The following is a 13,368-nucleotide window of genomic DNA, read 5'->3' as shown; positions in this document are numbered from 1 at the left end:
CTGAACTGCACGAGTTATGTGAGTCGGAGGTTTTTTCGTATGACCACTTCTTTGCAACCTGCTTATGCCTTGGTCCCGGGTGCGAACCTGGAAGCCTATGTGCACACGGTCAACAGCATTCCATTGCTGACGCCCGAGCAGGAGCGTGAACTGGCCGAGAGTCTCTACTATGAGCAGGATTTGGGGGCGGCTCGGCAGATGGTGCTCGCCCACCTGCGTTTTGTCGTACATATCGCCCGTAGCTATAGCGGCTACGGCCTGGCCCAGGCTGACCTGATCCAGGAAGGCAACGTTGGCCTGATGAAGGCGGTAAAGCGCTTCAACCCTGAGATGGGTGTGCGCCTGGTGTCGTTCGCTGTGCACTGGATCAAGGCGGAAATCCACGAGTTCATCCTGCGCAACTGGCGCATTGTGAAAGTCGCGACCACTAAGGCCCAGCGCAAGCTGTTCTTCAACCTGCGCAGCCAGAAAAAACGCTTGGCGTGGCTGAACAACGAGGAAGTCCACCGCGTGGCCGAAAGCCTGGGTGTGGAGCCGCGTGAAGTGCGCGAGATGGAAAGCCGCCTGACCGGCCATGACATGGCCTTCGATCCGGCCGCCGAAGCGGACGACGACAGCGCCTTCCAATCGCCGGCCAACTACCTGGAAGACCACCGGTACGACCCGGCGCGTCAACTGGAGGATGCGGACTGGAGTGACAACTCCAACCACAACCTGCACGAAGCGCTGGAAGTGCTGGACGACCGCAGCCGTGACATCCTCTACCAGCGCTGGCTGGCGGAAGAAAAAGCCACGCTGCACGACCTGGCACAGAAGTACAACGTGTCGGCCGAGCGGATTCGTCAGCTTGAGAAAAGCGCGATGAATAAGCTGAAGTTGTCGATCGCCGCCTAAAACGCTGCGCGGTAAAAATGTGGGAGGGGGCTTGCCCTCGATAGCAGAGTGTCAGTTAACATCAAAGTGACTGGTCCACCGCTATCGGGGCAAGCCCCCTCCCACAGTTGTTTGTGTTGTGTCAGTCGGACCAGGGGGCCTTGCGGGAGTTGTTCAGCTCAACCAAGTAACCATCGCCACCCAACTGACCCATCTGCTGCCGAATCCAAGCCGCGCGCCTTGCCACGTACGCCGTCGGATGACTGGCACTCCACACCCGAGGGTTCGGCAACACCGCGGCCAAATAGCTGGCCTGCTGCCGCGATAACCCCTTGGCACTCACCCCAAAGTGATGCCGCGCGGCTGCTTCCGCGCCGAAGACGCCTTCATCCCACTCCACGCTATTGAGGTACACCTCAAGAATCCGCTGCTTGGGCCACAACACCTCGATCAGCCCGGTAAACCAAGCCTCCAGGCCTTTGCGCAAATAACTGCGGCCGGCCCACAGGAACAGGTTTTTCGACACCTGCTGGCTCAACGTGCTGGCGCCGCGTATCGAACCACCGCGCTCGTTGTGCTGGATAGCCGCCTGGATCGCGCCGAAATCAAAGCCCCAGTGCTGCGGGAAACGCTGGTCTTCACCGGCCATCACCGCCACTTTGAGGTCATCGGAGATCTCGTCCCACGGCACCCAACTGCGCTGCAGGTCAATGGGTTCGCCGTCGAACCAGGATTCGACCTTGCGCTCCACCATCAGCGCGGTGAAGGGCGGCGGGACGACGCGAAACAGCAGCACCAACAGCACACTGGCGATGGCAAACCATTTAACGACATTGAGAAAGCGTTTGAAGAGGAGACGCAGCATAGAGATGGCTTGGCCGAACCCGTTGAGCGGGCCATTATACAGACCCTGCCCGATGAGTCTGACTGGAGTTCCTGATGCTGCGTAGCTTTCTGATGCTGGCTGCCTTTTTTGGCTTCACCGGTGTGGCCCTTGGCGCGTTCGCCGCCCATGGCCTGAAAAACCGCTTGAGCGCCGAGTACCTGGCGATCTTCCATACCGGGGTGACCTACCAACTGGTACATACCTTGGCGCTGTTCGGCGTAGCGCTGCTGGCCGCGCATATTCCTGGTCGGTTGGTCAGCTGGGCGGGCATCTCCTTTACTGTCGGCATCCTGTTGTTCTCCGGCAGCTTGTATGTGCTGACGATGACGGGCATCAGCAAGCTGGGCATCATCACGCCATTTGGCGGGTTGGCGTTCTTGCTGGGCTGGTTTTTCCTGGGGCTGGCTGCCTGGCGCTTGCAGGCGATCTGACCGAGGGACTTGGGTCATCAACCTTGATCGGGCTAGAATGCGGGCCCCTAAAAACGATGGCGGCCCGTGGCATGCGCATTCAGTTGAACGGCGAATCCTTTGAACTGCCCGACGGTGAAACCGTTGCGGCCCTGCTGACCCGCCTGGACCTCACCGGGCGTCGCGTCGCAGTGGAACTTAACCTGGATATCGTCCCGCGTAGCCTGCACGCCGAGACCGCGCTCACCGAAGGTGACCAGGTCGAAGTGGTCCACGCCATCGGCGGCGGCTGATCGCGCAGCTTCCTGAATTCTGCAGAACCTCACCCCATTTCGAGGATTTCCCATGAGCATCGTTCGTAGCGACAAGCCCTTCGTCCTGGCCGGTCGTACCTACCAGTCCCGTCTGCTGGTCGGCACCGGCAAGTACCGCGACATGGAAGAAACCCGCCTGGCCATCGAAGCCTCGGGCGCCGAGATCGTCACCTTCGCCGTGCGCCGCACCAACCTCGGCCAGATCGAAGGCGAGCCGAACCTGCTCGAAGTGCTGTCGCCGGATCGCTACACCTTCCTGCCGAACACCGCCGGTTGCTACGACGCCATCGAAGCCGTGCGCACCTGCCGCCTGGCCCGTGAGCTGCTCGACGGCCACAACCTGGTGAAGCTGGAAGTGCTGGCTGACCAGAAAACCCTGTTCCCCAACGTGATCGAAACCCTCAAGGCCGCTGAAACCCTGGTCAAGGAAGGCTTCGACGTGATGGTCTACACCAGCGATGACCCGATCATCGCGCGGCAACTGGCGGAAATCGGCTGTATTGCCGTGATGCCGCTGGCCGGCCTGATCGGTTCCGGCCTGGGTATCTGCAATCCGTACAACCTGCAGATCATCCTTGAAGAAGCCAAGATCCCGGTGCTGGTGGATGCGGGCGTGGGCACGGCCTCCGACGCGACCATCGCCATGGAGCTGGGCTGCGACGCAGTGCTGATGAACTCGGCCATCGCCCATGCCCAGCAACCGATCATGATGGCCGAAGCCATGAACCACGCCATCGTCTCGGGCCGCCTGGCCTACCTCGCTGGTCGCATGCCGAAAAAACTCTACGCCAGCGCCTCTTCGCCGCTGGATGGTCTGATCAAGTAAGAGCCATTGATGACTGAATCAAACGAAACGCCGAACACCCCGGAAGCAGGCGACGAGTCCAAGCACCGCCGCATCAAGAGTTTTGTGATGCGTGCCGGTCGCATGACCGAAGGCCAGCAAAAGGGCCTGGAGCAAGGTACGCCCCTGTTCGTGTTGCCCTTGGCCGACGCGCCGGTGGACTACGACCAGGTGTTCGGCCGTTCGGCCCCGCGTTCCCTGGAAATCGGCTTCGGCATGGGCCACTCCCTGCTGGAAATGGCGGCCGCCGCGCCGGACCAGGACTTCATCGGCGTGGAGGTCCACCGCCCCGGTGTCGGCGCGCTGCTCAATGGTGTGTTGACCCAAGGGTTGACCAACCTGCGGGTCTACGACTGCGACGCGATTGAAGTGCTCAACCGCTGCATCGCCGACAATAGCCTCGACCGCCTGATGCTGTTCTTCCCTGACCCATGGCACAAAGCCCGTCACCACAAGCGCCGCATCGTCCAGGCCTCCTTCGCGGAGCTGGTACGCAGTAAGCTCAAGGTTGGCGGCATCCTGCACATGGCCACCGACTGGGAACCCTACGCGGAATACATGCTGGAAGTGATGAACGTCGCCCCCGGCTATCGCAACCTGGCGGAAGACGGCAAATGCGTGCCACGCCCGGCTGAACGCCCGATCACCAAGTTCGAACGCCGTGGCGAGCGGTTGGGGCATGGGGTGTGGGATCTGAAGTTCGAGAAGTTGGCGTAACTCACCATTAGCTTGAAATGCAATCAAATGTGGGAGGGGCTTGCCCCCGATAGCGGAGTGTCAGTCACCACAAACAGTGACTGGTCCACCGCCATCGGGGGCAAGCCCCCTCCCACATTTGTATCGACGTTTTGCTCAGGATCAGCGGCGGTCGGCGACTACACCGATCAGTACCAGCACCACCACCAACACCGGCGCCAGGCTGTAGTTATTGAACTGGCTCAACCCCCGTACAATCCACGGCGTGGCATAGATCAACGCCGCGCCGCTGCCGATCATGCACACCAACGCCATCAACGGGACGCGCAATGCGCCTGCGATGCTGCCCAAGCGCGCTTCCACCCAGCCTTTGATATCGGCGCCAAACAGCACCAGCAGGCAGCCGACGAGGGCCAGGGAGATTTCCGACAGGTTGCTACGGCTCCAACGGGATACGGTGGCGAGCAGGTCGAGTACCAAATCCATTCGATTTCCTTAGAGCGTCAGCTCAAAAACTTCTGCAACAGGTCATTGAGAAAGAGTTGCCCGCGGTCGGTCGCCGCCAGGCGTGACGGTTCGACCTGCATTAAGCCACTTTGTTCTGCCTCGCGGCGGCCTTCATCCAGGCTCGACAACGCCAGCCCGGTGCGCTCAGCGTAGAGCTTCGCTTCGACGCCTTCGGTCAGGCGCAAGGCGTTCATCAAAAATTCGAACGGCAGTTCTTCGTTAGTCAGTTCTTTCGCGCCGGCCTGGAAGCTTTTGGCCGGGTTGAGGTAGTCCTTCGGTGCTCGGGTCTTCCAGGTACGTACAATGCGTCCGTCGGGGTGGCTGAGTTTGCCGTGGGCACCGGCGCCGATGCCAATGAAGTCACCGAAGCTCCAGTAGTTGAGGTTATGCCGCGCCGGGCGGCCCGGTTGGGCATAAGCCGACACTTCATATTGCGCATAACCGTGTTCGGCGAGCAGTGCCTGGCCGGCTTCCTGGATATCCCACAAGGTGTCGTCCTCCGGCAGCGCGGGCGGCTGGTTCCAGAACACGGTGTTGGGTTCCAGGGTCAGCTGGTACCAGGACAAGTGCGTCGGCTTCAGCGCGATGGCCTGGCGCAGGTCGCTCAAAGCGTCGTCCAGGGACTGATCGGGCAAACCGTGCATCAAGTCCAGGTTGAAGTTATCGAACCCGGCCTGGCGCGCCATACCGGCAGCGCGTACGGCTTCATCGCCGTTGTGAATACGGCCCAGAGCCTCGAGCTTTTGCTGCTGGAAGCTCTGGATACCGATGGACAGGCGATTGATCCCCAGCTTGCGGTACGCCACGAACTTTTCCTGCTCGAACGTCCCGGGGTTGGCTTCCAGAGTGATCTCGATATCACTGGCGAACGGGATGCGCGCTTCCACACCCTTGAGCAAACGGCCCAACGCTGCGGCGCTGAACAGGCTCGGCGTACCGCCACCAAAGAAGATCGAGTTCAGTTCGCGACCGTAAACCGCGTGCAGGTCCTGATCGAGGTCGGCCAACAGGGCGTCCACGTACTCTTCTTCCGGCAGCACTTTACTGGCGGTGTGGGAGTTGAAGTCGCAATAGGGGCATTTGCGCACGCACCACGGGATATGGATATACAGCGCCAGAGGCGGCAGCACAGGCAAGGCCGCCCGAAGTGTTTGCGCGCCACCGTGGATCAGTGGCTGCGCAGAGGTGTTCTGGGTCATTTCAGGCTCAGGCGTTGGCGCAGCAAATCCATTGCGCGAGCACGGTGGCTGATCTGATTCTTATCGGCCGGGCTCAGTTCGGCGCTGGAAACGTTACGTTCCGGCACCCAGAACAGCGGGTCATAGCCAAAACCGTGCTCACCACTGGCCGCGTGCAGGATGCGCCCGTGCCACAGGCCTTCGCACAGGATCGGCAGCGGGTCATCGGCATGCCGCACCAGGGCCAGCACGCAGACGAACTGTGCGCCGCGCTCGGCGTCGGGCACGCCCTTGAGCGCATCCAGCAGCTTGGCGTTGTTGGCGGCGTCGCCCTTGCCATCGGCGTAGCGTGCCGAGTAGATGCCCGGCGCACCGCCGAGGAAGTCCACCGCCAGGCCCGAGTCGTCCGCCAGCGCAGGCAGGCCGGAGATACGCGCAGCATTACGCGCCTTGAGGATGGCGTTCTCGACGAACGACAGGCCGGTCTCTTCCGGCTCCACCTGGCTGAACTCGCCGATCGAGCGCAACTGCACGGAATCGCCGAGCATGGCTTGCAGTTCTTTAAGCTTGCCGGCGTTATGGCTGGCCAGTACGAGTTGGGTAAGGTTCATCATTCCGCCGGAAACAGTTCCTGGTTGAATTGGAAGCTATGGGCTTTGCCGCCGGTTTCAACGTTGATGGTAAAGGTCTTGTATTCGCGCTGGGTCACGGCGTAGGGCGCGAGATAATTGATGCCACCTTTCTCGTTGATTTGCTTGAAGGTGAGGATCTCGCTTTTGCCACCCAAATCCTTGATGGTGCCCGTCACTTGCGCGGCCACCGGGGTCACGCCCTTGATCACGGTCACGTTGATCAAGCCCTTCTCTTTGCTGCGCACCACGCCGACTTTCTGGGCGGTTTCCGGTTGCAGGAAGCTGGAGGTGAACGTGTTGTAGTGAACGGTGATATCGCCGAAGTCTTTCTTGCGATTAGCGTCGATAGCGTCCGCGGCCATGGCGCTGGCACCCAGGCATGCGGTCAATAGAAAAACAGCCAAACGACTCATGATCGTCCCTCTTGAAAATGATTAGACGGCAATCTTGTGGTCCGTCAGGCCAGGACTGCTGACCCGATAAATACCGATTTCGCCCAACAGATTGGGCCATAGCTTACTCGCCCAGCCGTGGCGATGCTGTTGATCGACGGCAAGGCGGTTGATCACCTTGGCTTCACGCTCGCCACACAGGGCTTCGAAATCTTCGAAGGTGCAAAAGTGGATGTTCGGCGTGTTGTACCAGGTGTACGGCAGGAAGTCCGACACCGGCATGCGGCCCTTGGTGGCCAGGTACCAGCGGCAGCGCCAATGCCCGAAGTTGGGGAAGGTGATGATGCACTGGCGACCTACGCGCAGCATCTCGTCGAGGATGCGGTCCGGGTAGTGCACCGCCTGCAGGGCCTGGGTCATCACCACGATATCGAAGCTGTTGCTGGCAAAGTTGCCCAGGCCCTTGTCCAGGTCCTGCTCGATCACGTTGATGCCCTTGGCCACGCACTGGGCGATGTTGTCCGGGTCGTTTTCCAGGCCGTAGCCGGTGACTTGCTTGTGGTCGCGCAGCCAGCTCAGCAGTTCGCCATCGCCGCACCCAAGGTCGAGCACGCGGCTGCCGGCGGGGATCCAGTCTTGGATGATGTCCAGGTCGGCTCTCATGGCGTTCTCACAAAGTTATGCGGTTCATGTAATTGCTGAAGGCCTGCAAGTAGCGTGGGATCGGGATCAGGAAGGCGTCGTGGCCTTGCGGTGCATCGATCTCCAGGTAGCAGACGTCCTTGCGCGCAGCCATCAGAGCATCCACCAGCTCGCGGGAGCGCGCCGGCGAGAAGCGCCAGTCGGTGGTAAATGACATCACGCAGAACTTGGCCGTGGCGCCTTCGAAGGTTTTCGCCAGGTCGTCATCAAAGTTGGCGGCTGGGTCGAAGTAGTCCAACGCCTTGGTCATCAGCAAATAGGTGTTGGCGTCGAAACGCCCCGAGAACTCCTCACCCTGATAACGCAGGTAGCTTTCTACCTGGAACTCGACGCTGTGGAAGTCGTAGTTGAGCTTCTCGCTCTTGAGGCCACGGCCGAATTTCTCGCCCATGGAGTCATCGGACAGGTAAGTGATGTGACCGACCATCCGCGCCAGCATCAGGCCGCGCTTGGGGATCACACCGGCCTCCTGGAACGAACCACCGTGGAACTCAGGGTCGGTCAGGATCGCCTGGCGCGCCACTTCGTTGAAGGCGATGTTCTGCGCCGACAATTTAGGAGCCGAGGCGATGGCCAGGCAATGGCGCACGCGATCGGGGTAAGTGATGGTCCATTGCAGCGCTTGCATGCCGCCCAGGCTGCCGCCGATCACGGCGGCCCATTGGTCGATGCCCAGCAGGTCGGCCAGGCGCGCCTGGCTGTGCACCCAGTCTTCCACGGTGAGCACCGGGAAGTCCGCGCCGAACGGCTTGCCGTTCTCAGGGTTGACGCTGCTCGGGCCGGTGGAGCCGTTGCAGCCGCCGAGGTTGTTCAGGCTGACCACAAAGAACTTGTTCGTGTCGATGGGTTTGCCGGGGCCGATGCAACTGTCCCACCAGCCGGGTTTGCGCTCGTCGACCGAGTGGAAGCCGGCAGCGTGGTGATGGCCGGACAAGGCGTGGCAGATCAGCACGGCGTTGCTCGCCGTGGCATTCAGTTGGCCGTAGGTTTCATAGATCAGGTCGTAGGCAGGCAGCGAACGGCCGCAGGCCAGGGCCAGCGGTTCGCTGAAGTGCGCCATTTGGGGCACGACCAGTCCAACAGAATCGGGGGGAAAGGCAGTTGGCATCGACCCTGCTCTCGTTTAAATGAGGCGTAAGTCTAAAGAGCGCGAACCCCAGCGGCAAGCAAAGGCCTGCGCGGATTGAATTCAGTGTGCAGTTCGAAAATGTGGGAGCAGGCTTGCTCCCACATTTGATCCGCGTTAGATCAGCAAACGCAGAATGTCCGGCATCATGGTCATCGCCGCCAGGTTGTTGATCACCAGCATATCCAGCAACTTGAGCACCATGAACGCCAGGATCGGCGAAATATCCAGGCCGCCCAGGTTCGGCAGCAGCTTGCGGAACGGCGCCAGGGCCGGTTCGCAGATCTGGTTCACCAGCTCGGCGCCAGGGTTGTGGCTACCCGGCGCGACCCAGGACAGGATCACGCTGATGATCAAGGCGAAGAAAAAGATCTTCAGGAACAGCGCGGTCACGCCGATGATCGCCCAGATCAGCAACTGTACGAAATTGCCGGTGGTGCCGTAGGTCAGCAGCAGGGTCAGCGCCATCAAGGCCAACTGCACCAGGATCGCCAGCACCAGCGACGACATGTCCAGGCCGAACAGGCTCGGGATGATTCGACGCAACGGCTTGAGCAGCGGCTGGGTGGCCTTGACGATGAACTGGCACAGCGGGTTGTAGAAGTTCGCGCGTACCAGTTGCAGCACGAAGCGCATCAGTACGATCAGCAGGTACAGGCTGCCGAGGGTTTGCAGCACGTAGACGGCTGCGGTGTTCAAACCAATCATGTTGGCTCCTTATTTGCCCAGTTGTTCGGCGAGTTCCGCCGAGCGGTGCGCAGCGGCACTCAATGCTTTTTCCACCAAGGCTTCAAAGCCCCCGGCCTGGAACGACTCGATGGCCGCCTGTGTGGTGCCGCCGGGGGAGGTCACGCGGCGGCGCAACTCGGCCGCGTCCACATCGCTGGCAACCGCCATATGCGCGGCACCCAAGGCGGTCTGCTCGGCGAGTTGCTCGGCAACGTCCTTGGACAGTCCCAGCTTCACCCCGGCGGCGGTCATGGCTTCGATCAACAGGAAAAAATACGCCGGGCCGCTGCCGGACACGGCGGTGACCGCGTCCAGCTGCTGCTCGTGTTCCAACCACAGGGCGGTGCCCACGGCGGACAGCAGCGCTTGCGCCTGGTTGCGTTGTTCGGCGCTCACTTCGGCGGTGGCGTACAAGCCGCTCACGCCTTGGCTGACCAGCGCTGGGGTGTTGGGCATGCAGCGTACGATCGGCTGGGCGCCCAGCCAGTTATTCATGCTGGCGCAGGTAATGCCGGCGGCGATGGACACCACCAGTTGCTGCGGTTGCAGGCTCGGGCGAAGGCTTTCGCACACGGCCTTCATGGCCTGCGGCTTCACCGCCAGCACGATCACATCGACGCCACGGATGGCCTCGGCGTTGTCGGCAAAGGTTTCAATACCGTGCTCGGCGCTGACGCGGGCACGGGTGTCGGCGCCGGGGTCGCTGGCGCGGATCTGCGCGGCGTCCAGGCCCTTGGCCCGCAGGCCACCGATCAGGCTGGCCGCCATGTTACCGGCGCCGATAAAGGCAATACGCGTGTTGCTCATGACAGGTCCTTACTCAGATGGAAGTCAGCCATTTCATGGCTGGCCGTAGTCGCGGGCGCCAAACAGGGCGGTACCGATCCGCACCCAGGTGGCGCCTTGGGCGATGGCCGACTCAAGGTCGTGGCTCATGCCCATGGAAAGTGTGTCGAGCGGCAGGTTCAGGCTGTTTTGCAGGTCGCGTACAGCGGCAAACGCTGCATCTTGCGCGGCACGATCTTCAGTCGGCTCAGGAATCGCCATCAGGCCACGCAACTTCAGGCGCGGCAGGGCGCTGATCGCATTGGCCAGGGCGGGCAGGTCGGCGGGCGTACAGCCGGACTTGCTGGCTTCGCCACTGACGTTGACCTGGATGCAGATGTTCAGCGGTGGCAGGTCGGCCGGGCGTTGTTCGGACAGGCGTTGTGCAACTTTGAGGCGGTCCACGGAATGCACCCAAGCGAAGTTCTCGGCGATAGCGCGCGTCTTGTTCGATTGAATGGGGCCGATGAAGTGCCAACTCAAGGGCAGGTCGGTTAATTCGGCCTGTTTGCCCAAGGCTTCCTGCAGATAGTTCTCGCCAAAGTCGCGCATTCCGGCGGCATAGGCTTCGCGCACGGCTTGCGCGGGTTTGGTCTTGCTCACGGCCAGCAGGTGGATGCTGCTTGCGTCACGTTGCACGGCGTCGGCTGCGGCGCGGATGCGCTGGCTAACCTGGCCGATGTTGTCTGCTATCGTCGACATTCAAGATGCGCCCGTGGATATGGAGTCCGCGGCATTCTACTGGAAATGGAAAGCCCTATGGATATCACTGAATTGCTGGCGGCCAGCGTAAGCCGTGGCGCCTCCGACCTGCATCTGTCGGCCGGCCTGGCGCCGATGTTGCGGGTGGATGGCGAGGTGTGGCCGTTGGATTGGCCGGTGCTCTCACCCCGGCAAGTGGCGGACTTATTGAGCCCGTTGCTCAATCAGCACCAGCAAAAGGATTTCGAAACATCTCTTGAAACGGATTTTGCGTTCGAACTGCCTGGCGTGGCGCGCTTCCGGGCCAATGTGTTCACGCAGGACCGTGGCATGGGGGCGGTGTTTCGCACGATTCCCAGCGAGGTGCAAAGCCTGGAAAGCCTTGGCCTTGGCGAAGTGTTCCGGCGTATCGCCCAGCTGCCACGCGGCTTGGTGCTGGTGACCGGCCCGACCGGCTCGGGCAAGTCCACCACCCTGGCGGCGATGATCGATTTTCTCAATCAGCATCGGCGCCAGCACATCCTCACTCTGGAAGACCCTATCGAGTTTATCCACACGTCCAAGACCGCCCTGATCAACCAGCGCCAGGTGCACCGTGACACTCACAGTTTTTCGACCGCTCTGCGCTCGGCGCTGCGTGAAGACCCGGACGTGATCCTGGTAGGCGAATTGCGCGACTTGGAAACCATTCGCCTGGCGCTGACAGCGGCTGAGACCGGACACCTGGTATTTGGCACCCTGCACACCACGTCTGCGGCAAAGACCGTAGACCGGCTGGTGGACGTGTTCCCGGCGGGGGAAAAGGCCATGGTCCGCTCGATGCTGTCGGAGTCGTTGCAGGCGGTGGTGTCCCAGGTCCTGGTGAAGAAGGTCGGCGGCGGGCGCGTGGCGGCCCATGAAATCATGCTGGGCACGCCGGCCATTCGCAATCTGATCCGCGAGGACAAGGTGGCGCAGATGGTCTCAGCGATCCAGACCGGTGGGGCGTTGGGGATGAAGACGTTGGATATGAGCTTGAAGGCGCTGGTCGGGGAGGGGGTGATCAGTCGTGAAGACGCACGGGAGAAGGCGAGGGTGCCTGGGGAGATATGAAGATCCAAATGTGGGAGGGGGCTTGCTCCCGATTACAGTGGGTCAGCTACAAATAAGCTGACTGATCCACCGCTATCGGGGGCAAGCCCCCTCCCACATTGTTTACCGCATTTCAGCCTGGAATCAGCGCTGGACGACCCGCAGATTGTTCTGCTCTTTCGGCAGCACCCGCTTGGCGATCACGTAGTTCTTGTCCCAGAACGGCTTCTTCAGCGTGTCGATGCTGACCGCCTTGCCACGGCGCGGTGCGTGGATGAAACGGTCGTTGCCCAGGTAGATGGCAACGTGGTTCACCTGGCGGCTCTTCAGTTTGAAGAACAGCAGGTCACCCGGTTTCAGGTCCTTGCGGTCAACCTTCTGCCCGTGGCCGGCGGCCATGGCGTTGGAGGTGCGCGGCAAATCCACGGCCGCTACGTCGTTAAACGCATATTTCACCAAACCACTGCAGTCGAACCCTTTACTTGGGCTGCTGCCGCCCCAACGATAAGGAGTACCGAGCACGTTCACGGCGCGGCTGAGGACGGTGCTGCTCTGTTTGGTGTTGACTGCCATCAGGGCCGGGTTTGCTTTACCGTGGGCCTTGCTCAGTTGAGTCGGGCGGTTGACGGTCAGCTTTACCGATTTGGCCGTGCTTGGTGTGCTGTGAACTTTAGGGGTGAAACCGTTAACGTTAGGAAGTCGTTGCTCACGATTGGTGGCGTGGGCGGCCAGTGGCATTAATAGGCAAATGGTTAGCCATGTCTTGAAAAATGGTCGCATTAGGCGTGGCTCTTATGGGTTTGCGCGCAACTTTATAACAGCTTTTTGTGTCGTTCTCAGGCCGTTTGTCGACTGAACCTTGACGTCAAAATCAGGAAAAACGCGACGATTCGCCGCAATTGTCCTACACGAGTCAGGTGGCATAAGGCTTTCAGGGCAGGGAAGATACCATTTGCCGTACGTCGGGCGCCTGTAAAAAAGTCACAAAGAAAGTGAAAAAATTTATCTATCGAGGCAAAAGAGGTACGCGATGAACACCTATCAGCAGATTGGTTCGCAGCAAGACACCCACAGCAAGGTGATCGGTTACCTGCTGTGGATTTTTGGTTTTACTGGGGCGCACCGCTTCTATTACGGCAAGCCGGTGACCGGCACGATCTGGTTTTTCACCTTTGGCTTGCTGGGTATCGGCTGGCTGATCGACCTGTTCCTGATCCCGTCCATGGACCGTGAAGCGGACCTGCGTTTTACCGCCGGGCCGATCGAATACAACGTGGCCTGGGTGCTGTTGGCGTTTCTCGGGGTGTTTGGCGTGCACCGCATGTACCAAGGCAAATGGATCACCGGCCTGATCTACCTGCTGACCGGCGGTTTGTTCTTGGTAGGGGTGTTGTATGACTTCTGGACGTTGAATACACAGATATCGATCCGTAATGCCGAGCGCAACAGCGGCCGCTGATCTTTAACTTCTGGTGGAGATC

The 13,368-nt window shown here is 60.7% G+C and carries 18 protein-coding genes; 7 read left to right on the top strand and 11 right to left on the bottom strand.

Annotation, left to right across the window (positions count from 1 at the left end; translation table 11 throughout):
- The first annotated feature begins 39 nt into the window (after positions 1 to 39).
- Positions 40 to 894 (top strand): RNA polymerase sigma factor RpoH, encoded by an 855-nt coding sequence (gene rpoH, locus AO064_RS19295; RefSeq protein WP_003176698.1) that lies wholly within the window; start codon positions 40 to 42, stop codon positions 892 to 894.
- A 121-nt stretch (positions 895 to 1,015) separates the two neighbouring features.
- Here the strand turns inward: rpoH and mtgA are convergent, their stop codons facing one another.
- On the bottom strand, positions 1,016 to 1,738 hold the full coding sequence (gene mtgA / locus AO064_RS19290) for a monofunctional biosynthetic peptidoglycan transglycosylase (protein ID WP_064054324.1): 723 nt from the start codon (positions 1,736 to 1,738) through the stop codon (positions 1,016 to 1,018).
- A 74-nt stretch (positions 1,739 to 1,812) separates the two neighbouring features.
- Here mtgA and AO064_RS19285 point away from each other — a divergent pair, with 74 nt between their 5' ends.
- The 4 genes from AO064_RS19285 (at position 1,813) to trmB (ending at position 4,044) form a co-directional block, all read left to right on the top strand.
- Complete coding sequence (locus tag AO064_RS19285) at positions 1,813 to 2,190, top strand: DUF423 domain-containing protein (protein WP_015886355.1); 378 nt, start codon at positions 1,813 to 1,815, stop codon at positions 2,188 to 2,190.
- 71 nt (positions 2,191 to 2,261) lie between these two features.
- Entirely contained in the window at positions 2,262 to 2,462 is a 201-nt protein-coding gene (gene thiS, locus AO064_RS19280) for a sulfur carrier protein ThiS (RefSeq protein ID WP_015886354.1), read from the top strand.
- A gap of 52 nt (positions 2,463 to 2,514) precedes the next feature.
- Positions 2,515 to 3,309: a thiazole synthase gene (locus tag AO064_RS19275; protein WP_064054323.1), complete on the top strand. Its 795-nt coding sequence runs from the start codon at positions 2,515 to 2,517 to the stop codon at positions 3,307 to 3,309.
- Between the two features lie 9 nt (positions 3,310 to 3,318).
- Positions 3,319 to 4,044, top strand: coding sequence for a tRNA (guanosine(46)-N7)-methyltransferase TrmB (gene trmB, locus AO064_RS19270; protein ID WP_015886352.1), 726 nt, complete (start codon positions 3,319 to 3,321; stop codon positions 4,042 to 4,044).
- A 141-nt stretch (positions 4,045 to 4,185) separates the two neighbouring features.
- Here the strand turns inward: trmB and AO064_RS19265 are convergent, their stop codons facing one another.
- The 9 genes from AO064_RS19265 to AO064_RS19225 all read right to left on the bottom strand — a co-directional run bounded on the left by AO064_RS19265 (position 4,186) and on the right by AO064_RS19225 (position 10,816).
- Positions 4,186 to 4,509: a DUF3392 domain-containing protein gene (locus AO064_RS19265; RefSeq protein WP_016972961.1), complete on the bottom strand. Its 324-nt coding sequence runs from the start codon at positions 4,507 to 4,509 to the stop codon at positions 4,186 to 4,188.
- 17 nt (positions 4,510 to 4,526) lie between these two features.
- Complete coding sequence (hemW, locus tag AO064_RS19260; protein ID WP_064054322.1) at positions 4,527 to 5,729, bottom strand: radical SAM family heme chaperone HemW; 1,203 nt, start codon at positions 5,727 to 5,729, stop codon at positions 4,527 to 4,529.
- Positions 5,726 to 6,322, bottom strand: coding sequence for an RdgB/HAM1 family non-canonical purine NTP pyrophosphatase (rdgB, locus tag AO064_RS19255; protein WP_043206037.1), 597 nt, complete (start codon positions 6,320 to 6,322; stop codon positions 5,726 to 5,728). Before rdgB ends, hemW begins: the two co-directional genes overlap by 4 nt.
- Positions 6,319 to 6,753 (bottom strand): DUF4426 domain-containing protein, encoded by a 435-nt coding sequence (locus AO064_RS19250; RefSeq protein ID WP_015886348.1) that lies wholly within the window; start codon positions 6,751 to 6,753, stop codon positions 6,319 to 6,321. Before AO064_RS19250 ends, rdgB begins: the two co-directional genes overlap by 4 nt.
- Before the next feature lie 21 nt (positions 6,754 to 6,774).
- Positions 6,775 to 7,395, bottom strand: a complete 621-nt coding sequence (gene metW, locus AO064_RS19245; protein WP_003234603.1) for a methionine biosynthesis protein MetW — start codon at positions 7,393 to 7,395, stop codon at positions 6,775 to 6,777.
- 7 nt (positions 7,396 to 7,402) lie between these two features.
- Positions 7,403 to 8,542 (bottom strand): homoserine O-succinyltransferase MetX, encoded by a 1,140-nt coding sequence (metX, locus tag AO064_RS19240; RefSeq protein WP_046034941.1) that lies wholly within the window; start codon positions 8,540 to 8,542, stop codon positions 7,403 to 7,405.
- A gap of 135 nt (positions 8,543 to 8,677) precedes the next feature.
- Entirely contained in the window at positions 8,678 to 9,268 is a 591-nt protein-coding gene (locus tag AO064_RS19235) for a YggT family protein (protein WP_015886346.1), read from the bottom strand.
- 9 nt (positions 9,269 to 9,277) lie between these two features.
- Positions 9,278 to 10,096, bottom strand: coding sequence for a pyrroline-5-carboxylate reductase (gene proC, locus AO064_RS19230; RefSeq protein WP_046034942.1), 819 nt, complete (start codon positions 10,094 to 10,096; stop codon positions 9,278 to 9,280).
- Between the two features lie 33 nt (positions 10,097 to 10,129).
- Positions 10,130 to 10,816 (bottom strand): YggS family pyridoxal phosphate-dependent enzyme, encoded by a 687-nt coding sequence (locus tag AO064_RS19225; RefSeq protein ID WP_064054321.1) that lies wholly within the window; start codon positions 10,814 to 10,816, stop codon positions 10,130 to 10,132.
- A gap of 57 nt (positions 10,817 to 10,873) precedes the next feature.
- On the opposite strand from AO064_RS19225, the gene AO064_RS19220 reads away from it, so the two are divergent.
- Entirely contained in the window at positions 10,874 to 11,908 is a 1,035-nt protein-coding gene (locus AO064_RS19220; RefSeq protein ID WP_064054320.1) for a type IV pilus twitching motility protein PilT, read from the top strand.
- A gap of 123 nt (positions 11,909 to 12,031) precedes the next feature.
- On the opposite strand, the gene AO064_RS19215 is transcribed toward AO064_RS19220, so the two are convergent.
- Positions 12,032 to 12,667, bottom strand: a complete 636-nt coding sequence (locus tag AO064_RS19215; RefSeq protein WP_046034944.1) for a C40 family peptidase — start codon at positions 12,665 to 12,667, stop codon at positions 12,032 to 12,034.
- Between the two features lie 268 nt (positions 12,668 to 12,935).
- On the opposite strand from AO064_RS19215, the gene AO064_RS19210 reads away from it, so the two are divergent.
- Complete coding sequence (locus AO064_RS19210; RefSeq protein WP_167355335.1) at positions 12,936 to 13,346, top strand: NINE protein; 411 nt, start codon at positions 12,936 to 12,938, stop codon at positions 13,344 to 13,346.
- Positions 13,347 to 13,368: the final 22 nt, after the last annotated feature.

It is taken from the genome of Pseudomonas marginalis, assembly GCF_001645105.1.
Taxonomy (GTDB): domain Bacteria; phylum Pseudomonadota; class Gammaproteobacteria; order Pseudomonadales; family Pseudomonadaceae; genus Aquipseudomonas; species Aquipseudomonas petroselini.
Note: the sequence above shows the minus strand (reverse complement) of the source record. Positions and strands in the feature narration are given on the sequence as shown.

What these genes read in the sequence shown, in the direction of transcription:
- hemW (WP_064054322.1), bottom strand. Translation starts at nt 5,729, where the DNA reads ATGACCCAGAACACCTCTGCGCAGCCACTGATCCACGGTGGCGCGCAA.
- AO064_RS19215 (WP_046034944.1), bottom strand. Translation starts at nt 12,667, where the DNA reads ATGCGACCATTTTTCAAGACATGGCTAACCATTTGCCTATTAATGCCA.
- proC (WP_046034942.1), bottom strand. Translation starts at nt 10,096, where the DNA reads ATGAGCAACACGCGTATTGCCTTTATCGGCGCCGGTAACATGGCGGCC.
- metX (WP_046034941.1), bottom strand. Translation starts at nt 8,542, where the DNA reads ATGCCAACTGCCTTTCCCCCCGATTCTGTTGGACTGGTCGTGCCCCAA.
- rdgB (WP_043206037.1), bottom strand. Translation starts at nt 6,322, where the DNA reads ATGATGAACCTTACCCAACTCGTACTGGCCAGCCATAACGCCGGCAAG.
- metW (WP_003234603.1), bottom strand. Translation starts at nt 7,395, where the DNA reads ATGAGAGCCGACCTGGACATCATCCAAGACTGGATCCCCGCCGGCAGC.
- trmB (WP_015886352.1), top strand. Translation starts at nt 3,319, where the DNA reads ATGACTGAATCAAACGAAACGCCGAACACCCCGGAAGCAGGCGACGAG.
- AO064_RS19275 (WP_064054323.1), top strand. Translation starts at nt 2,515, where the DNA reads ATGAGCATCGTTCGTAGCGACAAGCCCTTCGTCCTGGCCGGTCGTACC.
- AO064_RS19235 (WP_015886346.1), bottom strand. Translation starts at nt 9,268, where the DNA reads ATGATTGGTTTGAACACCGCAGCCGTCTACGTGCTGCAAACCCTCGGC.
- rpoH (WP_003176698.1), top strand. Translation starts at nt 40, where the DNA reads ATGACCACTTCTTTGCAACCTGCTTATGCCTTGGTCCCGGGTGCGAAC.
- mtgA (WP_064054324.1), bottom strand. Translation starts at nt 1,738, where the DNA reads ATGCTGCGTCTCCTCTTCAAACGCTTTCTCAATGTCGTTAAATGGTTT.
- AO064_RS19285 (WP_015886355.1), top strand. Translation starts at nt 1,813, where the DNA reads ATGCTGCGTAGCTTTCTGATGCTGGCTGCCTTTTTTGGCTTCACCGGT.
- AO064_RS19250 (WP_015886348.1), bottom strand. Translation starts at nt 6,753, where the DNA reads ATGAGTCGTTTGGCTGTTTTTCTATTGACCGCATGCCTGGGTGCCAGC.
- AO064_RS19220 (WP_064054320.1), top strand. Translation starts at nt 10,874, where the DNA reads ATGGATATCACTGAATTGCTGGCGGCCAGCGTAAGCCGTGGCGCCTCC.
- AO064_RS19225 (WP_064054321.1), bottom strand. Translation starts at nt 10,816, where the DNA reads ATGTCGACGATAGCAGACAACATCGGCCAGGTTAGCCAGCGCATCCGC.
- AO064_RS19265 (WP_016972961.1), bottom strand. Translation starts at nt 4,509, where the DNA reads ATGGATTTGGTACTCGACCTGCTCGCCACCGTATCCCGTTGGAGCCGT.
- thiS (WP_015886354.1), top strand. Translation starts at nt 2,262, where the DNA reads ATGCGCATTCAGTTGAACGGCGAATCCTTTGAACTGCCCGACGGTGAA.